Source organism: Kocuria sp. CPCC 204721 (genome assembly GCF_040980945.1).
Lineage (GTDB): Bacteria > Actinomycetota > Actinomycetes > Actinomycetales > Micrococcaceae > Kocuria > Kocuria marina.
The window spans coordinates 356,532-379,519 of sequence record NZ_JAVKPO010000001.1; the positions used below are offsets into that span (position 1 = coordinate 356,532).

At 66.9% G+C, this 22,988-nt stretch carries 17 protein-coding genes; all 17 read left to right on the forward strand.

Annotation, left to right across the window (positions count from 1 at the left end):
* The first annotated feature begins 218 nt into the window (after positions 1-218).
* Entirely contained in the window at positions 219-3,728 is a 3,510-nt protein-coding gene (rpoB, locus tag RF637_RS01690) for a DNA-directed RNA polymerase subunit beta (protein ID WP_131332461.1), read from the forward strand.
* A 65-nt stretch (positions 3,729-3,793) separates the two neighbouring features.
* The gene (locus tag RF637_RS01695) at positions 3,794-7,684 is read left to right on the forward strand and encodes a DNA-directed RNA polymerase subunit beta' (protein WP_368843996.1); all 3,891 of its coding nucleotides are present in this window, start codon (positions 3,794-3,796) and stop codon (positions 7,682-7,684) included.
* Between the two features lie 268 nt (positions 7,685-7,952).
* Entirely contained in the window at positions 7,953-8,729 is a 777-nt protein-coding gene (locus tag RF637_RS01700) for an IclR family transcriptional regulator (RefSeq protein ID WP_368843997.1), read from the forward strand.
* 188 nt (positions 8,730-8,917) lie between these two features.
* A complete protein-coding gene (locus tag RF637_RS01705) occupies positions 8,918-10,117 on the forward strand; it encodes a 4-hydroxybenzoate 3-monooxygenase (protein ID WP_368843998.1) in 1,200 nt (399 codons plus the stop codon).
* A 45-nt stretch (positions 10,118-10,162) separates the two neighbouring features.
* Entirely contained in the window at positions 10,163-10,975 is an 813-nt protein-coding gene (gene pcaH / locus RF637_RS01710; RefSeq protein ID WP_085106480.1) for a protocatechuate 3,4-dioxygenase subunit beta, read from the forward strand.
* On the forward strand, positions 10,968-11,540 hold the full coding sequence (gene pcaG / locus RF637_RS01715) for a protocatechuate 3,4-dioxygenase subunit alpha (protein WP_368843999.1): 573 nt from the start codon (positions 10,968-10,970) through the stop codon (positions 11,538-11,540). Before pcaH ends, pcaG begins: the two co-directional genes overlap by 8 nt.
* Positions 11,540-12,982 (forward strand): lyase family protein, encoded by a 1,443-nt coding sequence (locus RF637_RS01720; protein ID WP_368844000.1) that lies wholly within the window; start codon positions 11,540-11,542, stop codon positions 12,980-12,982. The genes pcaG and RF637_RS01720 overlap by 1 nt, the downstream gene beginning before the upstream one ends.
* Entirely contained in the window at positions 12,979-13,767 is a 789-nt protein-coding gene (locus tag RF637_RS01725) for an alpha/beta fold hydrolase (protein WP_085106402.1), read from the forward strand. The genes RF637_RS01720 and RF637_RS01725 overlap by 4 nt, the downstream gene beginning before the upstream one ends.
* A gap of 146 nt (positions 13,768-13,913) precedes the next feature.
* Positions 13,914-14,312, forward strand: coding sequence for a carboxymuconolactone decarboxylase family protein (locus RF637_RS01730; protein ID WP_085106403.1), 399 nt, complete (start codon positions 13,914-13,916; stop codon positions 14,310-14,312).
* Positions 14,313-14,453: 141 nt separating this feature from the next.
* On the forward strand, positions 14,454-15,665 hold the full coding sequence (locus RF637_RS01735) for a thiolase family protein (protein WP_085106404.1): 1,212 nt from the start codon (positions 14,454-14,456) through the stop codon (positions 15,663-15,665).
* A gap of 32 nt (positions 15,666-15,697) precedes the next feature.
* Positions 15,698-16,396, forward strand: coding sequence for a 3-oxoacid CoA-transferase subunit A (locus tag RF637_RS01740; RefSeq protein WP_064845216.1), 699 nt, complete (start codon positions 15,698-15,700; stop codon positions 16,394-16,396).
* Positions 16,393-17,064: a 3-oxoacid CoA-transferase subunit B gene (locus RF637_RS01745; protein ID WP_368844001.1), complete on the forward strand. Its 672-nt coding sequence runs from the start codon at positions 16,393-16,395 to the stop codon at positions 17,062-17,064. Before RF637_RS01740 ends, RF637_RS01745 begins: the two co-directional genes overlap by 4 nt.
* A gap of 95 nt (positions 17,065-17,159) precedes the next feature.
* Positions 17,160-17,978 carry an IclR family transcriptional regulator C-terminal domain-containing protein gene (locus RF637_RS01750; protein ID WP_270258612.1) on the forward strand — a complete coding sequence of 273 codons (819 nt, stop codon included), beginning with the start codon at positions 17,160-17,162 and terminating at the stop codon, positions 17,976-17,978.
* Between the two features lie 230 nt (positions 17,979-18,208).
* Entirely contained in the window at positions 18,209-18,583 is a 375-nt protein-coding gene (gene rpsL, locus RF637_RS01755; RefSeq protein WP_012397684.1) for a 30S ribosomal protein S12, read from the forward strand.
* Positions 18,583-19,053 carry a 30S ribosomal protein S7 gene (gene rpsG, locus RF637_RS01760; protein ID WP_064845213.1) on the forward strand — a complete coding sequence of 157 codons (471 nt, stop codon included), beginning with the start codon at positions 18,583-18,585 and terminating at the stop codon, positions 19,051-19,053. The genes rpsL and rpsG overlap by 1 nt, the downstream gene beginning before the upstream one ends.
* A 79-nt stretch (positions 19,054-19,132) precedes the next feature.
* Complete coding sequence (gene fusA / locus RF637_RS01765; protein ID WP_368844002.1) at positions 19,133-21,247, forward strand: elongation factor G; 2,115 nt, start codon at positions 19,133-19,135, stop codon at positions 21,245-21,247.
* Between the two features lie 160 nt (positions 21,248-21,407).
* Positions 21,408-22,598, forward strand: coding sequence for an elongation factor Tu (gene tuf, locus RF637_RS01770; RefSeq protein WP_064845211.1), 1,191 nt, complete (start codon positions 21,408-21,410; stop codon positions 22,596-22,598).
* The last annotated feature ends 390 nt before the right edge of the window (positions 22,599-22,988 follow it).

The window sequence follows — 22,988 nt, forward strand, 5'->3', positions numbered from 1 at the left end:
GGCATCTTACGGCCCGGACGGGATTTCGTCCAGCACCGGTGTGGACAAACGGGCGCAGTTCGCCTAAGCTAGTACTTTGCGTTGTCCCTTATGCATGCGTGCCTTCATATAGCGGTGGGCGCCGCAGGGGCGGTTGTCGACGAGCATCGAAAGCCGGCCCCTTTTTCTCTCCCCGGGAACCTCGCGTATTCACTGCATGTCTGTGGAAGGATCACATCTTGGTCGCCTCGAGCACCGATACGAACGTCTCCGCCAACCACCCCACGAGTGATAACACTCCTCGCCGCGTTTCCTTCGCGAAGATCCACGAACCGCTGGACGTCCCCAACCTGCTTGCTCTGCAGACCGACAGCTTCGATCGGCTGGTCGGCAACGAGCGCTGGCAGGCACGCGTGGTCGAAGCCCAGGAGACGGGTGACACCAGCGTTCCCACGACCTCCGGTCTGTCCGACATCTTCGAGGAGATCTCCCCGATCGAGGACTTCCAGGGCACCATGTCCCTGTCCTTCTCCGAGCCGGAGTTCTACGACCCCAAGTACACAATGGTCGAGTGCAAGGACCGCGACGCGACCTTCTCGGCCCCGCTGTACGTCAAGGCCGAGTTCATGAACAACAACACGGGCGAGATCAAGCAGCAGACCGTGTTCATGGGCGACTTCCCCCTGATGACCGACAAGGGCACGTTCGTGATCAACGGCTCCGAGCGCGTCGTCGTATCCCAGCTCGTGCGTTCCCCGGGTGCCTACTTCGAGAAGGGCCAGGACCGCACGTCCGACAAGGACATCTACTCCGCCAAGATCATCCCGTCCCGCGGTGCGTGGTTCGAGCTCGAGATCGACAAGCGCGATCAGGTGGGTGTGCGCCTGGACCGCAAGCGCAAGCAGTCCGTGACCGTGCTGCTCAAGGCGCTGGGCTGGACCGAGTCCAAGATCCTCGAGGAGTTCGGCGAGTTCGACTCCATCCGCGCGACGCTGGAGAAGGACACCACGGAGACCCGCGAGGAGGCGCTGCTGGACATCTACCGCAAGTTGCGCCCGGGGGAGCCGCCCACGGTGGACGCCGCCCAGTCCCTGCTGGACAACATGTACTTCAACCCCAAGCGCTACGACCTCGCCAAGGTGGGCCGCTACAAGCTCAACCGCAAGCTCGGTCTGGACAAGCCGTTCACGGACTCGGACGCCTCGGTGCTGTCCCTCGACGACATCGTCGCGATGATCCGCTACCTCGTGACCCTGCACGACGGCGGCTCCACCATGCCCGGTACGCGTGACGGCGAGGCCCGTGAGATCCACGTGGACGTGGACGACATCGATCACTTCGGCAACCGTCGCATCCGCGCGGTGGGCGAGCTGATCGAGAACCAGATCCGCACGGGTCTGTCCCGCATGGAGCGCGTGGTGCGCGAGCGGATGACCACCCAGGACGTCGAGGCGATTACGCCGCAGACCCTGATCAACATCCGCCCGGTCGTGGCCGCGATCAAGGAGTTCTTCGGGACCTCCCAGCTGTCGCAGTTCATGGACCAGAACAACCCGCTCGCGGGCCTCACGCACAAGCGTCGTCTATCCGCGCTGGGTCCCGGTGGCCTCTCCCGCGATCGCGCGGGCATGGAGGTCCGTGACGTGCACCCCTCGCACTACGGCCGCATGTGCCCGATCGAGACGCCGGAAGGCTCGAACATCGGTCTGATCGGTTCGCTCGCGACCTACGCGCGGATCAACCCGTTCGGTTTCATCGAGACGCCCTACCGCCGCGTCGTGGACGGCACCGTAACCAACGACGTCGTCTACCTCACCGCGGACGACGAGCGCGGGCTCACCATTGCGCAGGCCAACGCCCCGTTGACCGACGACGGTCGCTTCGCCGAGGACGCCGTCCTCGCGCGTGCCTCCGACGGCTCGGGTGAAGCGGTGCTCGTGGCCCCCACGGACATCGAGTTCATGGACGTGTCCCCGCGCCAGATGGTGTCGGTGGCCACCGCCCTGATCCCGTACCTCGAGCACGACGACGCCAACCGCGCCCTCATGGGCGCCAACATGCAGCGTCAGGCCGTGCCGCTGCTCACGTCCGAGGCGCCGCTCGTGGGCACCGGTATGGAGCGCTACGCGGCCCTGGACGCCGGCGACTCGGTGCTGGCCACCAAGTCCGGCGTGGTCGAGGAAGTCTCCGCGGACCTCGTGACCGTCCTGAACGACGACGGCACCACCAAGCTCTACCCGATCAACAAGTTCGTGCGCTCGAACCCGGGCAACACGTACAACCAGCGCGTGATCGTCTCCGAGGGCGACCGCGTGGAGCCCCGCACCGTGATCGCGGACGGGCCCTCCACCGACCACGGTGAACTCGCACTGGGCAAGAACCTGCTGATCGCGTACATGTCCTGGGAAGGCCTCAACTACGAGGACGCCATCATCCTGTCCCAGCGCATGGTCTCCGAGGACGTCCTGACGTCCATCCACATCGAGGAGCACGAGATCGACGCCCGCGACACCAAGCTCGGTGCCGAGGAGATCACCCGTGACATCCCCAACGTGTCGGAAGAGGTGCTCTCCGCCCTGGACGAGCGCGGCATCATCCACATCGGTGCCGAGGTCCAGGCCGGTGACATCCTCGTGGGTAAGGTCACGCCCAAGGGCGAGACCGAACTGACCCCGGAGGAGCGGCTGCTGCGCGCGATCTTCGGTGAGAAGTCCCGCGAGGTCCGTGACACCTCCCTCAAGGTTCCCCACGGCGAGTCCGGCACCGTGATCGGTGTGCGCGTGTTCGACCGCGACGACGAGGACGACGACCTCCCGGCCGGCGTCAACCAGGTCGTGCGCGTGTACGTGGCGCAGAAGCGGAAGATCACGGACGGCGACAAGCTCGCCGGTCGTCACGGCAACAAGGGCGTCATCTCCAAGATCCTGCCCATCGAGGACATGCCGTTCATGGAGGACGGCACCCCCGTGGACGTGATCCTGAACCCGCTGGGCGTGCCCGGTCGTATGAACCTGGGCCAGGTGCTCGAGGTCCACACCGGCTGGCTCGCCAAGCAGGGCTGGAACATCGAGGGCGACCCCGAGTGGCTGCACGGTTTGAGCAACTTCCCGAAGTCCACCGGTCCCACTAACGTGGCCACCCCGGTGTTCGACGGCGCTCGCGAGGACGAGATCTTCGACCTGCTGGACCACACCAACCCCACGCGGGACGGTGACCGCTTGATCGGGCGTTCCGGCAAGGCCAAGCTCTACGACGGCCGTTCCGGTCAGCCGTTCCCGGACCCCGTGTCTGTGGGCTACCAGTACATCTTGAAGCTCCACCACCTGGTGGACGACAAGATCCACGCGCGCTCCACCGGCCCGTACTCCATGATCACCCAGCAGCCGCTGGGCGGTAAGGCGCAGTTCGGCGGTCAGCGTTTCGGTGAGATGGAGGTGTGGGCGCTCGAGGCGTACGGCGCGGCCTACACCCTGCAGGAACTGCTCACCGTCAAGTCGGACGACGTCCACGGCCGCGTCAAGGTGTACGAGGCGATCGTCAAGGGCGAGAACATCCCTGAACCGGGTGTGCCCGAATCCTTCAAGGTGCTCATCAAGGAAATGCAGTCCCTGTGCCTGAACGTGGAGGTCCTCTCCGCGGACGGTAACGCGGTGGAAATGCGTGATTCCGAGGACGACAGCTTCCGGGCTGCGGACGAACTCGGTATCGACCTCTCCCACTCCGAGCCCAGCTCGGTCGAAGAGGTCTGAGACCCCTTTCGTTCATCGATCAGCCCGAACACACTTCAGGATTTTAGAAAGAGGGACAGGACCTTATGTCCAACGATTCTTCACTGGGCCTCATGCGTATCGGCCTCGCGACCGCGGATCAGATCCGCGGCTGGTCCTACGGCGAGGTCAAGAAGCCCGAGACCATCAACTACCGCACGCTCAAGCCTGAGAAGGACGGCTTGTTCTGCGAGAAGATCTTCGGCCCCACCCGGGACTGGGAGTGCTACTGCGGTAAGTACAAGCGTGTGCGCTACAAAGGCATCATCTGCGAGCGCTGCGGCGTGGAGGTCACGCGCGCCAAGGTGCGTCGTGAGCGGATGGGTCACATCGAGCTCGCCGCTCCCGTGACCCACATCTGGTACTTCAAGGGCGTGCCCTCGCGCTTGGGATACCTGCTGGACCTCGCCCCGAAGGACCTCGAGAAGGTCATCTACTTCGCGGCGTACATGATCACGTCCGTGGACGAGCAGGCCCGTCACGACGACCTGCCCAACCTACAGGCCGCGATCGACCGTGAGAAGAAGCAGCTTGAGGACACCCGCGACGCGGACATCAACGCGATCGCCCGTGACCTCGAGAACGATCTCGCGCGCGTCGAGGAGGAGGGCGGCAAGGCCGCCGAGAAGCGCAAGCTGCGTGACTCCGCGGACCGTCAGATGGCGAACGTGCGCAAGCGCGCCGATCGTGAGATCGACTACCTCGAGAAGGTCTGGGACCGTTTCAAGAACCTCAAGGTCAACGACCTCGAGGGTGATGAGGCCCTGTACCGCCAGATGGTGGACCGCTACGGCATGTACTTCGAGGGTTCCATGGGCGCCGAGTCCATCAAGAAGCGCCTCGAGACCTTCGATCTCGCCGCGGAGGCCGAGGCCCTGCGCGAGACCATCGCCACGGGCAAGGGTCAGCGCAAGACCCGCGCCCTCAAGCGCCTCAAGGTGGTCAACGCGTTCCTGACCACGAACAACTCGCCGCTCGGCATGGTACTGGACGCCGTCCCGGTGATCCCGCCGGAACTGCGCCCCATGGTGCAGCTGGACGGTGGCCGGTTCGCGACGTCCGATCTCAACGACCTCTACCGTCGTGTGATCAACCGCAACAACCGCCTCAAGCGGCTGTTGGACCTCGGTGCGCCCGAGATCATCGTGAACAACGAGAAGCGCATGCTCCAGGAGGCCGTGGACTCGCTGTTCGACAACGGCCGCCGCGGTCGCCCGGTCACGGGCCCCGGCAACCGTGCGTTGAAGTCGCTGTCCGACATGCTCAAGGGCAAGCAGGGCCGCTTCCGTCAGAACCTGCTGGGCAAACGCGTGGACTACTCCGGTCGTTCCGTGATCGTGGTGGGCCCGCAGCTCAAGCTGCACCAGTGCGGGCTGCCCAAGCAGATGGCGTTGGAGCTGTTCAAGCCCTTCGTGATGAAGCGCCTCGTGGACCTCAACCACGCGCAGAACATCAAGTCCGCCAAGCGGATGGTGGAGCGCTACCGCCCGCAGGTGTGGGACGTGCTGGAAGAGGTCATCACGGAGCACCCCGTGCTGCTCAACCGCGCACCGACCCTGCACCGTCTGGGCATCCAGGCGTTCGAGCCGCAGCTCGTGGAGGGCAAGGCCATCCAGCTGCACCCGCTCGTGTGCGGCGCGTTCAACGCCGACTTCGACGGTGACCAGATGGCCGTGCACCTGCCGCTGTCTCCGGAGGCGCAGGCCGAGGCGCGTGTGCTGATGCTGTCCTCGAACAACATCCTCAAGCCCTCGGACGGCAAGCCGATCGCCCTGCCCTCGCAGGACATGATCATCGGTCTGTACCACCTCACCACCGTGCGTGAGGGTTGGGCCGGGGAGGGCAACAGCTACTCCTCCGTGGCCGAGGCCATCATGGCCGCGGACTCCGGTGAGCTGCACCTGAACTCGCGCTGCAAGATCGAGCTCGAGGACTTCGTGCCGTACGCCGGGTGGGAAGCGCCCGAGGGCTGGGAGCAAGGTCAGCCCGCCGTCGTGGAGACCACGCTTGGTCGCGTGCTGTTCAACGAGACGCTGCCTGCCGACTACCCGTGGGACGAGAACGTCGCGGACAAGAAGCACCTGTCCGCGCTCGTGAACGACCTCGCAGAGCGTTACCCCATGACCCAGGTGGCCAAGACTTTGGACAACCTCAAGGACGCCGGCTTCCACTGGGCCTCCCGATCGGGTGTCACCGTGGCCATCTCGGACATCGCCACCCCGCCGGAGAAGCCCGCCATCATGGAGGGCTACGAGGCGCAGGCCGCGCGGATCCAGGGCCAGTACGACAAGGGGCTGATCGACGACGACGAGCGCCGCTCCGAGCTCATCGACATCTGGTCCAAGGCCACCGATGAGGTCGCCGAGGCCATGCGCAACAACCTGACCGCCGGGAACACGATCAACCGGATGGTCTCCTCCGGTGCACGTGGTAACTGGATGCAGGTGCGTCAGATCGCGGGTATCCGTGGTCTGGTGGCGAACCCCAAGGGCGAGATCATGCCCCGACCGATCAAGTCCTCCTACCGTGAGGGCCTGTCCGTGTTGGAGTACTTCATCGCGACCCACGGTGCGCGTAAGGGCCTCGCGGACACCGCTCTGCGTACCGCCAACTCGGGTTACCTGACCCGTCGACTGGTGGACGTCTCGCAGGACGTGATCGTGCGAGAGTCCGATTGCCAGACGGTGCGCGGGTTGACCCTGCCGCTCGCGGACATCACCGACACCGGTGTGCGCACGCTGCACGAGGACATCGAGAACACGGTGCACGGCCGCGTGCTGGCCAGCGCCGTGGCGGACGAGAACGGCGAAGTGCTTGCCGAGGCGGGCGCGGACATGTCCGACGCCATGATCAACAAGCTCTACAACGCCGGTGTGGACCAGGTGCGCGTGCGCTCGGTCCTCACGTGCGAGTCCGCCGTGGGCGTGTGCGCCGCGTGCTACGGCCGTTCGCTGGCCACCAACCAGTTGGTGGACATCGGCGAGGCCGTGGGCATCGTGGCCGCCCAGTCCATCGGTGAGCCCGGTACCCAGCTGACCATGCGTACGTTCCACACCGGTGGTGTGGCGTCCTCGGACGGTGACATCACGCAGGGTCTGCCCCGTATCCAGGAGCTGTTCGAGGCCCGCACGCCCAAGGGCGTGGCCCCCATCTCCGAGGTGGCCGGCCGGATCCGCATCGAGGACACGGACAAGTCGCTGAAGATCGTGGTGGTCCCGGACAACGGTGACGAGGAGTTCGCCTACCCGGTGCTGCGCCGCGCCAAGCTGCTCGTCGCGGACGGCGATCACGTGGAGGTCGGTCAGCAGCTCGTGACCGGTGCCGTGGACCCCAAGGAGGTACTGCGTATCCGCGGTCCTCGTGAGGCGCAGAAGCACCTCGTGGATGAGGTCCAGGGCGTGTACCGCTCCCAGGGCGTGGGCATCCACGACAAGCACGTGGAGGTCATCGTGCGCCAGATGCTGCGGCGCGTGACCATCATCGAGTCCGGCGACACCTCGTTGCTGCCGGGTGAGCTGGTGGACAACGTGCGCTTCCTCGAGGCCAACCGCGCCGCGGTGGCGGAGGGCAAGCGTCCCGCGGCCGGGCGTCCGGAGCTCATGGGCATCACCAAGGCCTCCCTGGCCACGGACTCGTGGCTGTCCGCCGCGTCCTTCCAGGAGACCACCCGTGTGCTCACGCAGGCCGCCATGGAGGGCAAGTCGGATCCGCTTCTGGGTCTGAAGGAGAACGTGATCATCGGTAAGCTCATCCCCGCCGGTACCGGTCTGGAGCGGTACAACAGCGTGGACGTGGAGCCCACCGAGGAGGCCAAGGCCTCCATGTTCACGGATCCCTCCGCGTTCACCGATTTCAGCTACGCCGAGGAGAACGCCGGGGGGCTCGGTTCCGAGTTCCATGCGATCCCCCTGGACGACTACGATTTCGGCGGTCACTGAGCCGAGTAGGCGTGTGATCTGAGAGCCCGGGTGGGCTTCCCTTCGGGGAGAACCACCCGGGCTCTCGCGTACCCGGACCCGTTCCGGACGACGGCGCGGTACCCGGCCACCGCGCCCCGGTTGCGACCGACCCGAACGCGTTCGTCCCGGTCGCGGCCACCCTCGCCGCGGCCTCGTGCCGGGAGAGGCACGGCCGCGGGGTCGTAGGCTGGAGCGGGCAAGGATCCCGCGGTTCGGCTTTCGCGGGAGCCATGAACGGAGGCGAAGCATGGCCAACTCGGCGTCCGGTGAATCACTGATCACCCGGTTCGATCGCGTCCTGGACGCGTTCGGCCCCGCACGTCCCGAGCTGACCTTCCGCGAGATCTGCGCGGCCACCGGGTTGCCATCCTCCACGGTGCACCGGATCCTGGGGGACATGAAGCGCGCGGGATGGCTCGAGTCCGGTTCCGCGCAGACCTACCGGGTGGGGACCCGGTTATGGGAGCTCGCGTCCCGCGCGGCATCCGCCGAGAACCTCGCGGCGGTCGCGATCCCGTTCATGTCGGACGTGCACGCGGTGCTGCGCCAACACGTGCACGTGGGGGTGATCGAGGGCCACGACGTCCTGTTCGCCGAGCGGATCGCCGCGAATGACTCGGCGGTCCCACTGCGCTCGATCGTCGCCGGACGCCTTCCACTGCACCGCTCGGCCACGGGTCTCGCCCTGTTGTGCCACTGTTCGGACGAGTTCATCGCGCAGTACCATGACGCCGCCGCGGCGCGGGCGGTCGCGGACGAACCGGGCGGTGCCCTCGTGGGCAGGGAACGCTTCGCGGCGGACCTGGGGGTCTTCGCGCAGCGCGGTTATGCGATCCAGCGCGAACGCATCGACGAGGGCAGTGGGGGAGTGGCGGTCCCGCTCAAGGTCCCCCCGGGGCACCGCGCAGCGGCCCTCGGAGCGGTGCTGCCCCTGAGCGACATGCGGGATCCAGATGTCTCGGCCATCGTGCAAACGTTACGGGTTGCTGGCCACGGGATCTCCCGCGCCCTGGGGGCATTCTGACAACCCCGTGTGGGTGATCTTCGCGGAAAACACCTCCGCCCAAGGCGCAACGGGGAGCCGCGTACCGGCCGCAGCGATGTCGTACCCCGCGTCACAGACGCGGCCCCCGTCCCATTGAACGGAATCAATGAGATACGCGCCATATGGCTCCAACATAATGTGACCCACGACGTGCGCAAGGAGGACACATGCTCGAGGAGCGAACGATCATCGACACCCAGGTGGCCATCGTGGGGGCGGGGCCCGCCGGACTGATGCTCTCCCACCTGTTGTACCGGGCCGGGATCGACAACGTGGTCGTGGAGAAACGCAGCCACGACGAGATCGCCAATACCCACCGTGCGGGCATCCTCGAAGCGGGGACCGTGCAGATGCTCGCCGAGACCGGCGTGGACGGGCGCGTGCTGTCGCACGGCCACGAGCACGAGGGCACCGTGCTGCGCTTCGAGGGCGAGAGCCGTCGCATCGACTTCCAAAAGCTCGTGGGTCAGTCCGTGTGGCTGTACCCCCAGAACGAGGTATTCGCGGATCTTGCGGCGGCGCGCGAGCGCGACGGCGGTGACGTGCGCTGGGAAGTCACGGACACCGAGGTCCGGGACCTGACCACGGAGCAGCCCACGGTGCTGTGCACCACCAAGGAGGGCGAGAAGCTCGAGATCCGCAGCCGCCTGCTCGTGGGCGCGGACGGTTCCAAGGGCATCTGCAAGCGTCAGATCCCGCAGGACGTGCGCACGGACAATTTCATCGAGTACCCGTTCGCGTGGTTCGGGATCCTGTGCGAAGCGCCGCCGTCGGCACCCGAGCTGATCTACGCGAACTCGCAGTACGGTTTCGCGTTGATCTCGCAGCGCAGCGACACCGTGCAGCGCATGTACTTCCAGTGCGACCCCAACGAGAACGTGGACGACTGGGACGACGAGCGGATCTGGACCGAGTTGCAGCGGCGCATCGACGGCCCGGACGGGTTGCAGCTGCAGCGCGGGCCCATCTTCGACAAAACCGTGCTGCCGTTCCGCTCGTACGTGTGCGAGCCCCTGCGCTACGGGAACATGTTCCTGGTGGGGGACGCCGGGCACACCGTGCCGCCCACGGGCGCCAAGGGTCTGAACCTCGCGTTCTGCGACGTGCGGGTGCTCGCGCCGGCGATCATCGAGTTCTTCGGTTCCGGTGACGAGCGCGGGTTGGCCGGGTACTCCGCCAAGGCCCTGGACCGGATCTGGAAGGCCCAGAACTTCTCGTACTGGGTCACCAACCTGATGCACATCCAGCCGGGGGAGAACCCCTTCAACATGAAGCGCCGCCGGGGCGAGTTCGAGACCGTCACGAACTCCACGTACGGCTCGGGCTACTTCGCCGAGTCATACACCGGCTGGCAGGACCGCACCTGAGCACACCGGACCCAGACTCCGATCCACTCACCCAAGGAGATGATCATGACCACCGAGAACGACGACACCTTCGACCCGCCGTACGTCAAGGGCGCGGACGACGCCGCCGACACCCAGAACCAACTCAACGACGAGATGGCCGCCATCAGCAAGCAGTACGAGAAGGCTGGCACGGAGGAGACCCAGCCTCGTCTGGACTACGCCCCGTACCGCAGCTCGATCCTGCGTCACCCCACCAAGGACCCCCGTCACGCGGACCCGGAGACCATCGAGCTCTACGCGCCGGCCTTCGGCCAGCGGGACGTGCACGCGCTGGAGTCGGATCTGACAATCCAGGACGGCGGCGAGCCCATCGGTGAGCGGATCCGGATCTCCGGGCGCATCCTGGACGGCGACGGCCGCCCCGTGCGCAACCAGCTCGTGGAGATCTGGCAGGCCAACGCCGCCGGTCGCTACATCCACAAGCGCGATCAGCACCCGGCCCCGATCGACCCGAACTTCACGGGCGTGGGCCGCTGTCTGACGGGTGACGACGGTTCCTACTCGTTCATCACCATCAAGCCGGGCCCGTACCCGTGGAAGAACCACCTCAACGCGTGGCGCCCCGCGCACGTGCACTTCTCGCTGTTCGGCACGGACTTCACGCAGCGCATGATCACCCAGATGTACTTCCCGGGTGACCCGCTGTTCGCGTTGGACCCCATCTACCAGTCGATCGTGGACCCCAAGGCGCGCGAGCGTCTCGTGGCGGACTACGACCACGACATCTCCGAGCACGAATGGCTGCTCGGCTACCGCTGGGACATCGTACTGAGCGGTTCGAACCGAACCTGGACGGAGGACGACAGCAATGTCTGAGAACACTGAGCGCCTGGTGCCCACCCCGGGCCAGACCATCGGACCCTTCTACGGCTACGCGCTGCCCTACGAGGGCGGGGAGTTCCTCGTGGACCGTTCGCACCCGAACGCCGTGCGCCTGCACGGCACGGTGTATGACGGCCACGGCACGCCGGTTCCGGACTCCATGCTCGAGATCTGGCAGGCGGACGAGAACGGCCAGGTCTCGCAGGAGCCCGGTTCGCTCAAGCGGCACGGCTACACCTTCACCGGTTTCGGCCGCGTGGCGGTGGACAACGTGGGGCACTACGACTTCACCACGGTCAACCCCGGCCCCACCGAGGACGGCAAGGCCCCGTTCATCTGCCTCACGGTGTTCGCGCGCGGTCTGCTGAACCGACTGTTCACCCGCGTGTACCTCCCCGAGGATACGGACGCACTGACCAACGATCCGCTGCTGTCCTCGCTGTCCGAGGCCGAACGCGCCACGATGATCGCAGAGCGTCAGTCGGACGGCTCGTTGCACTTCGACGTGCACCTGCAGGGGGACCGCGAGACCGTGTTCCTGGCCTACCCGGGGATCTGATGATCTTCACCGGTCTTCTCACTCCGGGGAGCCACCGAGCCGCAGAGCTCGCCGACGACCGTGCCGTGGCCCGCGCGATCCTCCGTGTGGAGGACGCGTGGGTCGCGGCCCAGTCGCGGTCCGGGCTCGTTGTGCCCGGCGCCGCTCGGGCGGCCCACGCCGCAGCTGAAAGCGTGGCGCTCGACGAAGCGGCCCTGAACGACCTCGCGGTCGCGTCCGAGGGCGGAGGCAATCCCGTGATCCCCCTGCTCGCGGCCTACCGTGCAGCGGTCACCGAGGAGAACGGCGCGCCGATTAGTGCGGTGCACGCCTCGTTGACCAGCCAGGACGTCATGGACACGGCCCTCGCGCTGGTGATGCGTGACGTCCGCTCGAGCATCCTCGCGCACCTCGCTCGCACGGGGGACGCTCTCGCTCGCATCGTGGCTGAGCACCGCGACACCGTGATGGTCGGACGGACCCTCACCCAGCACGCACTCCCCATTTCTTTCGGTCTCAAGGCCGCCTCGTGGCTCGCAGCGGTCGACGACGCCGTGGACGCCGTACTCGCCGCACGGCTTCCCGTGTCGTACGGCGGGGCGTCCGGGAGCCTGGCCGCCACGATGGCCCGCTGCTCCGATGGCGGAACGTCGGAGCAGACCTTCGGGCGGGTCACCGATTTGCTGGGCCACTGGGCGGACGAGCTCGGCCTGGAGCTGCCGAACGGTGTGTGGCACACCGACCGCGTGCCGGTGCTGCGGGTCGCGAGCGGCTACGCGCAGACCACCGCCGCACTGGCCCGCATGGCCAACGACGTCCTCATGATGTCCCGGCCGGAGGTGGGGGAGCTGCGCGAACCCACCGCGGAGGGGCGAGGTGTTTCCTCGGCCATGCCGCAGAAGCAGAACCCCGTGCTGAGCGTGCTGCTCAAGCGCACGGGCATCGCGGCCCCGGGGCTGCTGTCCCAGGTGTTCGCGGGTGCGAGCGCCGCGGACGACGAACGCCCGGACGGCGGCTGGCATGCCGAATGGGCCGCGTTGCGCGAGCTCGCGGTACTGGCGACCGCGGCGTCGTCGCACGCTGCCGAGCTGGCCGGGGGGCTCACGGTGGACACCGAGCGCATGGCGCAGAACCTCGAGCGCGCGGGAACGGGCGTGATGGCGGAACGGCTGGGCGCGGCACTCGCGCCGGTGCTGAGCGAGCGCGAGGGCAAGAACGCGAAGCAGCGCGTGCAGGCCGCGGTGCGCGCTGAGCCGTGGGACGCGGACGCGCTCGCGAGCGCCCTGGCGCGGGAGATCGCGGCGGAAGAGGACCCGACTCTGCCCGAGGGAGTGTCCGTCGGGGATCCGCAATCCGTGACCCGCTGGGTCCGGAGCCTGCTGGACCCGCGCGGTTACCTGGGCGCGTCGGGCGAACTGTGTGACCGGGCCGTGGCCCGGCACGAGGAAAGGACGACGGCATGACGGTTCCCGCACCGGGACTCGTGGAATTCACCCGACCGCAGGACCTCGCGGAGGGTGCGCCCCTCGTGGTGCTCGGCCCCGCACTGGGCACCTCGGTCACCCATCTCTACGCGGCCGTGGCCCCGCTGCTGGCCGAGCGGTTCCACGTGATCGGCTGGGACCTTCCGGGCCACGGGGTCAGCGATCCCGTGCAGGAATTCACGCTCGGAGAACTCGCCCGCGCCGTGGCGGACGCCGTCACCGAGCACACCGGTGCGCGGTCGTGGCACATGGCGGGGACCTCGATCGGGGGGGCGGCGGTGCAGCAATTGCTCGCCCAGGATCCTGAGCGGGTGGCGTCCGCGGCGTTGATCGCCACGAGCAACTACTTCCCGGACCCGCGGATGTGGCACGAGCGCGCCGAGCTCGTTGCGAGTGCCGGCACACCCACCCAGGTGATCGGGTGTGCCAAGGCGTGGTTCGCCCCCGATTTCCTGGCCGAGCACTCGGAACGCGGGACCCCGCTGCTGCACGACCTGCAGGGGACGGACCGGTTCAGTTACGCCGCGGCCTGCCGTGCGCTGGGTGGTTTCGACCTGCGGGAGCGCACGCGCCCCGCGCCCGTCCCCACCGCAGTCGTGGCCGGTGCGCAGGACGTCATGGTGGGGCCCGACGTCGCCCAGGGTCTCGCAGACGCGCTGCATGCGCGCTGCGAGGTCGTCGACGACGCCGCCCACCTCGTACCTGTGGCTGCACCCGAGCTCGTGGCCCACACGATCGCGGAGCTCGTGGCGGCCGCGCGCTGACGCGGTCCCCGCGCGCTCGATCGATCCGCGGCACCCGCGGGGAGCCGCGAGCGCACGAGACACGGATTCACGGGGCGCGGCATGACGGGCCACGACCTCGGGAACGACGACACGAACCAGCACGAGACCAGGAACGAGGAACAAACATGAACCCACGCTCGCAACGCACCGAAGCACAGGCCCTGCAGGACGGGATGACCGTGCGCCGGGAGGTGCTCTCGGACGCCCACGTGGACCGCGCGGAGTCCGGCAAGACCGAGTTCACGGAGGACTTCCAGGACTTCATCTCGCGCTACGCGTGGGGTGAGATCTGGACCCGGCCCGGCCTGGACCGCCGGATGCGCAGCGCGTGCGTGTTGACCGCGCTGATCGCCGCCGGTCACTGGGAGGAGTTCGAGATGCACGTCAAGGCGGCGTTGCGCAACGGGCTGAGCACGGACGAGATCAAGGAGATCCTGCTGCAGTCCGCGGTCTACCTCTCCGTCCCGTCCGCCAATAACGCGTTCAAGCACGCGCAGAAGGCGCTGTCGGAGTACTCGGGCTGACCGGAATTGTTCGTCATGCGAACAAGTGTTCACATGGCGATCACTGCGCTCTAGACTGAACACATGCAACGCGGTGACCGGACACCCGAGCCCGGCGCCGCCCCGGCCGCGGCCGGGTGAGTTACCACGGTGAGGATCCCCATGAACCACGCATACGTCTACGACGCCATCCGTACCCCGTTCGGGAAGGTGGGAGGCGCGCTCGCGAGCCACCGTCCCGACGACCTCGCGGCCCTCGTGGTGCGCACGCTCGTGGAACGCGCACCCGAGCTGGACCCCGCCACGATCGACGAGGTCTACTTAGGCAACGCCAACGGCGCCGGTGAGGAGAACCGCAACGTGGCGCGCATGGCCACGCTGCTCGCGGGTCTGCCCGTGTCCGTTCCCGGCTCCACGATCAACCGGTTGTGCGGTTCGTCCCTGGACGCCGCGATGATGGGCTCCCGTCAGATCGAGGTGGGGGAAGGGGACTTGCTGCTCGTGGGCGGCGTCGAGTCCATGTCCCGCGCGCCGTGGGTGCTGCCCAAGACCGAGCGGCCCTACCCCATGCAGAACCTCGAGCTCGCCAACACGACCCTGGGCTGGCGCCTCGTGAACCCGGACATGCCGAGCGAGTGGACGGTGTCCCTCGGTGAGGCCACCGAGCAGTTGCGCGAGAAGCACGGCATCTCGCGCGAGGACCAGGACGCGTTCGCGGCCACCTCCCACCAGCTCGCGGCCAAGGCGTGGGACGAGGGCAAGTACGACGACATCACGGTCAGCGTGGCACCCAACACCAAGAAGGGCGTGGAGCTCACCCGGGACGAAACCGTGCGCGGGGACTCCACCCCGGAGACGCTCGCCGGTCTGCGCACCGTGTTCCGCAGCGGTGACAACGCGACCGTCACCGCCGGTAACTCCTCTCCCATGAACGACGGCGCGTCCGCCGTGTGGCTCGGCAGCGAGCGCGGTGCGCAGCTGCTCGGTCGAGAGCCCATCGCCCGTATCGCCGGCCGCGGTGCCGCCGCCAACGAACCACAGTTCTTCGGTGAGGCGCCCGTGGAGGCGGCCAACATCGCCGTGCGCCGCGCGGGGATCACGTGGGACGACGTCGCCGCCGTGGAACTCAACGAGGCCTTCGCCGTGCAGTCGCTCGCGTGCCTGCGCCAGTGGGGTGTGGACCAGAGCATCGTCAACCAGTGGGGCGGGGCCATCGCGATCGGCCACCCGCTCGGCGCCTCCGGGACCCGCGTGTTGGGGACCCTGGCCCGCCGGTTGCAGGAGAGCGGGCAGCGCTGGGGTGTGGCCAGCCTGTGCATCGGCGTGGGGCAGGGCCTCGCGGTGGTGCTCGAGAACGAAAACGCCCAGGGCTGAGACCCCTCCAACCTTTTCGAGAAAGGCACACCATGCTCAACATTGCAGACAGCGCCGCGGCGGCCGTGGAGCTCATCCACGACGGTGCGTGCGTGATGATCGGCGGCTTCGGTGTGGCCGGTCAGCCCGTGGAACTCATCGACGCCCTGATCGAACACGGCGCCAAGGACCTCACGGTCGTGAACAACAACGCCGGCAACGGGGACGTGGGTCTCGCCAAGCTGATCCAGCTGGGCCGCGTGCAGAAGATCATCTGCTCGTTCCCGCGCCAGTCGGACTCGTGGCACTTCGATGAGAAGTACCGCGCCGGTGAGATCGAGCTCGAGGTCGTCCCGCAGGGCAATCTCGCCGAGCGGATCCGCGCCGCCGGTGCCGGGATCGGGGCGTTCTTCACGCCCACCGGTTACGGCACGCCCCTGGCCGAGGGCAAGGAGGTGCGCGAGCTGGACGGCAAGCACCAGGTGCTCGAGTACCCCATCCACGCGGACTTCTCCCTGACCAAGGCGTATCGGGCGGACAAGGCCGGCAACCTCGTGTACCGCAAGACGGCGCGCAACTTCGGCCCCATCATGGCTGCGGCGGCCACGCACTCCATCGTGCAGGTCAGCGACATCGTGGAGCGCGGGCAGATCGATCCCGAGGTCGTGGTGACCCCGGGGATCTACGTGGACACCGTGGTGCAGATCAACCGGCCCCAGCAGCAGGACCCGCGAGAGGAAGGTGCGGCATGAGCGTTCCGCAGAACAGTGATCACCCGTTGAGCCCGGAGGAACTCGCGGAGGTCGTGGCGCGGGACATCCCCGCCGGGGCGTACGTGAACCTGGGCATCGGCCAGCCCACCCTGGTCTCCAACTACCTCAGCGCCGAGGACGACGTCACCCTGCACACCGAGAACGGGATGCTCGGGATGGGTGCGGAGGCCCACGGGGACGAGGTGGACCCGGACCTGATCAACGCCGGCAAGATCCCCGTGGTCGAGACCGAGGGCTGCTCGTACTTCCACCACGCAGACTCGTTCGCCATGATGCGCGGCGGTCACCTGGACTGCTGCGTGCTGGGTGCGTTCCAGGTGGACCAGCAAGGCAACCTCGCCAACTGGCACACCGGTAAGCCGGACGCGATCCCCGCCGTGGGCGGTGCCATGGACCTCGCCACCGGCGCCAAGCAGACCTTCGTGATGATGACCCTGAAGGCCAAGAAGGGTCAGTCGAAGCTCGTGAAGGAGTGCACCATGCCGCTCACGGGCGTGGGCTGCGTGTCCCGGATCTACACGGACCTCGGCGTGTTCCTCCTCGAGGACGGCAAGGTCACGGTGCGCGAGACCTTCGGTGTCGGCTTCGACGAACTCGCCCAGCAGGTGGAGGTGGAGCTGACCCCCGCCCAGTGGCCCGCGCGGTAGTCTGCCGGGTAGTGTGCCGATGGTGTCGCGCGGACCGTTCGCGGTGCCATCGCCGTGTCGATCAGTGACCCACGCGGCGTCGTGGGGGAGAGAGGGTGGTCACCACGACCGGTAGCAACGACTCCGCCCCCGGGGACGGTTTCGTGCAGTCGCTCGCGCGCGGGCTCGCCGTGATCGGGGCGTTCGACGCCGAACGCCCCGCCATGAGCCTGTCCGAGGTGGCCCGGCAGACCCAGCTGACCCGCGCGACCGCCCGTCGGTTCCTGCTCACGCTCGAGTCCCTGGGTTACGTGCGCTCGGACGGGCGGCGCTTCGAACTCACGCCCAAGGTACTGAGCCTGGGCTACTCCTATCTCTCCGCGCTGTCGCTGCCGCAACTGGCCCAGCCCCACCTGCGCTCGTTGTCGGAGGAGCTCGGGGAATCCACATCCATGTCCGTGCTCGACGGCGCGGAGATCGTCTACGTCGCGCGCGTGGCCACCCAGCGGATCATGAGCGTGAGCATCTCGCTCGGCACGAGGTTCCCGGCGTACGCAACCTCCATGGGCCGGGTCCTGCTCGCGGCACTGCCCCCCGAGGAGCTCGCGGAACTGCTCGAGCGGGCGCAACCACGCAGCCTGACCCCGCTGACACTCACGGACCACACGCAGCTGCGGGCGCAGATCGCCGCCGTGCGTCGTGCCGGCCACGCCGTGGTGGACCAGGAACTCGAACTCGGGCTGCGCTCCGTGGCCGTGCCGGTGACGGACGGCACGGGAGCGGTGGTGGCCGCGATCAACGTGTCCATGCGCGTGGGCCTCGGATCCGGGGACGTGGAACACCCGGACCGCCGCGTGGTCCCCGCACTGCAACGGTGCGCCGCCGCCCTGTCGGCAGACGTCGTGACCTCCGGCAAAAGCGATTTTTCCTCCTGAGGCGCGAGCTGCTATGCTGAGGAAGAATTGCTCCATTCCGGGCAATCCTCAGATGGCAAATCGGACACCGTCCTGTGGTACGCACCTTGTACCTAGATGCCATCTTTCATCATGCTCGGACACGGTTTCGTCGCAGTCACTACTGCTGATCCGTCCCGGCGGGCCCGGGATTAATATTCCGCCATCAACGGGGGGCGGCCACCGCCGGTCCCGTTCCAACAGGAGGCACTGTGCCAACTATCCAGCAACTGGTCCGCAAGGGCCGGCACTCCAAGGTCGTGAAGACCAAGGCCCCCGCGCTCAAGGGCAATCCCATGAAGCGCGGCGTCTGCACCCGCGTGTTCACCACGACCCCCAAGAAGCCGAACTCGGCGCTGCGCAAGGTGGCCCGTGTGAAGCTCAACGGCGGCGTGGAAGTCACCGCCTACATCCCGGGTGAGGGTCACAACCTTCAGGAACACTCCATCGTGCTCGTGCGCGGTGGTCGTGTGAAGGACCTGCCGGGTGTCCGTTACAAGATCGTGCGCGGCGCGCTCGACACCCAGGGTGTCAAGGGCCGTCAGCAGGCTCGCTCCCGCTACGGCGCGAAGAAGGAGAAGAAGTAATGCCTCGTAAAGGTCCCGCTCCCAAGCGCCCCCTCGTCGTCGATCCCGTCTACGGCTCGCCCGTGGTCACGCAGCTGATCAACAAGGTCCTGCAGGACGGCAAGAAGTCCACCGCCGAGCGCATCGTCTACGGTGCCCTCGAGGGTGTGCGCAACAAGACCAACTCCGATCCCGTGGCCACCCTGAAGAAGGCCCTCGACAACGTCAAGCCGGCCCTCGAGGTCCGCTCCCGTCGTGTTGGTGGCGCCACCTACCAGGTGCCGGTCGAGGTCAAGGCAGGCCGCGCCCAGGCGCTGTCCCTGCGCTGGCTCGTGGGCTACTCCAAGGCGCGTCGTGAGAACACCATGACCGAGCGTCTGCAGAACGAGATCCTCGACGCCTCCAACGGCCTCGGTGCCGCTGTGAAGCGCCGCGAGGACACCCACAAGATGGCCGAATCCAACAAGGCCTTCGCCCACTACCGCTGGTAAAATTCGGTAGTCCTGTCGGCCCCGCCCCGCGCGGGGCCGACACCAGGGCCCGGCACTACCTTTTACGAAGGGAACCATCGTGGCACTCGACGTGCTTACCGACCTCAAGAAGGTCCGCAATATCGGCATCATGGCTCACATCGATGCCGGTAAGACCACGACCACCGAACGAATCCTGTTCTACACGGGCATCAACCACAAGCTCGGCGAAACGCACGACGGTGCATCCACGATGGACTGGATGGCTCAGGAGCAGGAACGCGGCATCACCATCACGTCCGCCGCGACCTCGTGCTACTGGCACGACTACCAGATCAACATCATCGACACCCCGGGTCACGTGGACTTCACGGTCGAGGTCGAGCGCTCCCTGCGCGTGCTCGACGGCGCCGTGGCCGTCTTCGACGGCAAGGAGGGCGTGGAGCCCCAGTCCGAGACCGTGTGGCGCCAGGCCGATAAGTACGAAGTGCCCCGCATCTGCTTCGTCAACAAGATGGACAAGCTGGGCGCCGACTTCTACTTCACCGTGGACACCATCAAGTCCCGCCTGGGCGCGACCCCGCTCGTGCTGCAGCTGCCGATCGGTGCCGAGAACGACTTCGTGGGCGTCGTCGACCTGGTGACCATGAAGGCTCTCGTGTGGGAGGGCGACTCCAAGGGTGACGTCTCCCTGGGTGCCAAGTACGAGACGCGCGAGATCCCCGAGGACCTGAAGGACCGCGCGGATGACTACCGCAACCAGCTCGTCGAGGCCGTCGCGGAGGCGGACGACGAGCTCATGGAGAAGTACCTCGGCGGCGAGGAGCTCACCGAGGACGAGATCAAGGCCGGCATCCGCAAGCTGACGATCACCTCCCAGGCCTACCCCGTGCTGTGTGGCTCGGCGTTCAAGAACCGCGGCGTGCAGCCCATGCTCGACGCCGTGGTGGACTACCTGCCCTCCCCGCTCGACGTGGAGGACGTGCAGGGCCACGCCATCAACGACGAGGAAGAGGTCATGACCCGCACCGCGGACGCCAACGGCCCCTTCGCGGCGCTGGCGTTCAAGGTCGCCTCGCACCCGTTCTACGGCCAGCTCACGTATATCCGCGTGTACTCCGGCAAGGCGAAGGCCGGCGAGCAGGTCATGAACTCCACCAAGGGCAAGCGCGAGCGCATCGGCAAGCTCTTCCAGATGCACTCCAACAAGGAAAACCCGGTGGACGAGATCTCCGCCGGTCACATCTACGCCGCGATCGGTCTGAAGGACACCACCACCGGTGACACCCTCTCGGACCCGAACAACCAGATCGTGCTGGAGTCCATGAGCTTCCCCCAGCCTGTGATCTTCGTGGCCATCGAGCCCAAGACCAAGGGTGACCAGGAGAAGCTGTCCACCGCCATCCAGAAGCTCTCCGCGGAGGATCCCACCTTCACGGTGTCCCTCAACGACGAGACCGGCCAGACCGAGATCGGCGGCATGGGCGAGCTGCACCTGGACATCCTGGTGGACCGCATGAAGCGCGAGTTCAAGGTCGAGGCCAACGTGGGCAAGCCGCAGGTGGCCTACCGCGAGACCATCAAGAAGGCCGTGGACAAGGTCGACTACACCCACAAGAAGCAGACCGGTGGTTCCGGCCAGTTCGCCAAGGTGCAGGTTTCCTTCGAGCCGCTGCCGCTGGACGCGGAGGAGCTGTACGAGTTCGACAATGCCGTGACCGGTGGTCGCGTGCCGCGCGAGTACATCCCCTCGGTGGACCACGGTATCCAGGACGCCATGCAGTTGGGCATCCTCGCGGGCTACCCGGTGGTGGGCGTCAAGGCCACCCTGATCGACGGTGCCTACCACGACGTGGACTCCTCGGAAATGGCGTTCAAGATCGCCGGCTCGATGGTGTTCAAAGAAGGTGCCCGGCGTGCCAACCCGGTCCTTCTCGAGCCGCTCATGGCCGTGGAGGTGCGTACCCCGGAAGAGTACATGGGTGACGTCATCGGTGACCTGAACTCCCGCCGTGGCCAGATCCAGTCCATGGAGGACGTCGCGGGTGTCAAGCTCGTGAAGGCCCTGGTGCCCTTGTCGGAGATGTTCGGCTACATCGGTGACCTGCGGTCCAAGACCCAGGGTCGCGCGGTGTACTCGATGGAGTTCGACAGCTACTCGGAGGTCCCCAAGGCCGTGGCCGAGGAGATCATCCAGAAGAACCGCGGCGAGTGAGCCGGCGGGGCCCACGCCCCGTGATTTCAGTAAATTCGTAATCCAGAAGTAGACTTGCACAGGTTTCGACACGCGCAGCGTCTGAAGCGCTGTGGTCCCACGCTCCGTGGTCCGGAGCAGTCGAGCAAGTCTCACCTCAATGTTCTAGGAGGAACACATCATGGCGAAGGCCAAGTTCGAGCGCACCAAGCCGCACCTCAACATTGGCACCATCGGCCACGTTGACCACGGCAAGACCACGCTCACCGCTGCGATCTCCAAGGTCCTGGCCGACAAGTACCCGGACGTCAACGAGCAGCGTGACTTCGGTGCGATCGACTCCGCCCCGGAGGAGAAGCAGCGCGGCATCACGATCAACATCTCTCACATCGAGTACCAGACCGACAAGCGTCACTACGCCCACGTGGACGCCCCCGGTCACGCCGACTACGTGAAGAACATGATCACCGGTGCTGCTCAGATGGACGGCGCGATCCTCGTGGTCGCCGCGACCGACGGCCCCATGGCCCAGACCCGCGAGCACGTCCTGCTCGCCCGCCAGGTGGGCGTGCCCTACCTGCTGGTGGCGCTGAACAAGTCCGACATGGTCGACGACGAAGAGCTGCTCGACCTCGTCGAGATGGAGGTCCGCGAGCTGCTGTCCGACCAGGGCTTCGACGGCGACAACGCCCCCGTGGTGCGCGTCTCCGCCCTGAAGGCCCTCGAGGGCGACGCCGAGTGGGTCAAGTCCGTCGAGGACCTCATGGAGGCCGTGGACGAGAACGTCCCGGACCCCGTGCGTGACACCGACAAGCCCTTCCTGATGCCCATCGAGGACGTCTTCACGATCACCGGTCGCGGCACCGTGGTGACCGGCCGCGCCGAGCGCGGTACCCTGCCGATCAACTCCGAGGTCGAGATCGTGGGCATCCGCCCCGTGCAGAAGACCACGGTGACCGGTATCGAGATGTTCCACAAGCAGATGGACGAGGCCATGGCCGGCGAGAACTGCGGTCTGCTGCTGCGCGGTCTCAAGCGCGACGACGTCGAGCGTGGCCAGGTCGTGTGCAAGCCGGGTTCCATCACCCCGCACACCGACTTCGAGGCCAACGTCTACATCCTGTCCAAGGAAGAGGGCGGGCGTCACAACCCGTTCTACTCGAACTACCGCCCGCAGTTCTACTTCCGCACCACGGACGTCACCGGCGTCATCACCCTGCCCGAGGGCACCGAGATGGTCATGCCCGGTGACAACACCGAGATGACGGTCGAGCTGATCCAGCCGATCGCCATGGAGGAAGGCCTAGGCTTCGCCATCCGTGAGGGTGGCCGCACCGTGGGCTCCGGTCGTGTGACCAAGATCAACAAGTAAGACCCGTTGATCCGGTGAGGCGCTGAGTCGAACCTTCGAGAACCCCGTGGTCCGTTCAGGACCGCGGGGTTCTCGCATGTCCGGGCGGCGGCGTGCCCGCCGGCCCGGGGGAGTAGGAGCGTGGCCGGTTTGCGCGCTCCCCCGGATCTCTGGCAGAATGGTCGCTGTTGTTCGCTCAGCGACGCGGGATTCCCGTGCGCCGGTCGAGCGCGTGGAGTCCATTGAGAGAACCGGGTGCGGAGCAGTCGCGCAACCGAAGCAAACGCAATGCAGCGAACTTCCACGCAGATATCACCGCGGACAACCATTTTTCAACCGGCACCGCATCATTGTGTGGACCGGGCGGCGCGCTCCTCGCGCGACACGCCCGAGTTCGGGTGCCGGGGCCCC

What these genes read in the sequence shown, in the direction of transcription:
- RF637_RS01695 (WP_368843996.1), top strand. Translation starts at nt 3,794, where the DNA reads ATGTCCAACGATTCTTCACTGGGCCTCATGCGTATCGGCCTCGCGACC.
- RF637_RS01700 (WP_368843997.1), top strand. Translation starts at nt 7,953, where the DNA reads ATGGCCAACTCGGCGTCCGGTGAATCACTGATCACCCGGTTCGATCGC.
- RF637_RS01705 (WP_368843998.1), top strand. Translation starts at nt 8,918, where the DNA reads ATGCTCGAGGAGCGAACGATCATCGACACCCAGGTGGCCATCGTGGGG.
- pcaH (WP_085106480.1), top strand. Translation starts at nt 10,163, where the DNA reads ATGACCACCGAGAACGACGACACCTTCGACCCGCCGTACGTCAAGGGC.
- pcaG (WP_368843999.1), top strand. Translation starts at nt 10,968, where the DNA reads ATGTCTGAGAACACTGAGCGCCTGGTGCCCACCCCGGGCCAGACCATC.
- RF637_RS01720 (WP_368844000.1), top strand. Translation starts at nt 11,540, where the DNA reads ATGATCTTCACCGGTCTTCTCACTCCGGGGAGCCACCGAGCCGCAGAG.
- RF637_RS01725 (WP_085106402.1), top strand. Translation starts at nt 12,979, where the DNA reads ATGACGGTTCCCGCACCGGGACTCGTGGAATTCACCCGACCGCAGGAC.
- RF637_RS01730 (WP_085106403.1), top strand. Translation starts at nt 13,914, where the DNA reads ATGAACCCACGCTCGCAACGCACCGAAGCACAGGCCCTGCAGGACGGG.
- RF637_RS01735 (WP_085106404.1), top strand. Translation starts at nt 14,454, where the DNA reads ATGAACCACGCATACGTCTACGACGCCATCCGTACCCCGTTCGGGAAG.
- RF637_RS01740 (WP_064845216.1), top strand. Translation starts at nt 15,698, where the DNA reads ATGCTCAACATTGCAGACAGCGCCGCGGCGGCCGTGGAGCTCATCCAC.
- RF637_RS01745 (WP_368844001.1), top strand. Translation starts at nt 16,393, where the DNA reads ATGAGCGTTCCGCAGAACAGTGATCACCCGTTGAGCCCGGAGGAACTC.
- rpsG (WP_064845213.1), top strand. Translation starts at nt 18,583, where the DNA reads ATGCCTCGTAAAGGTCCCGCTCCCAAGCGCCCCCTCGTCGTCGATCCC.
- tuf (WP_064845211.1), top strand. Translation starts at nt 21,408, where the DNA reads ATGGCGAAGGCCAAGTTCGAGCGCACCAAGCCGCACCTCAACATTGGC.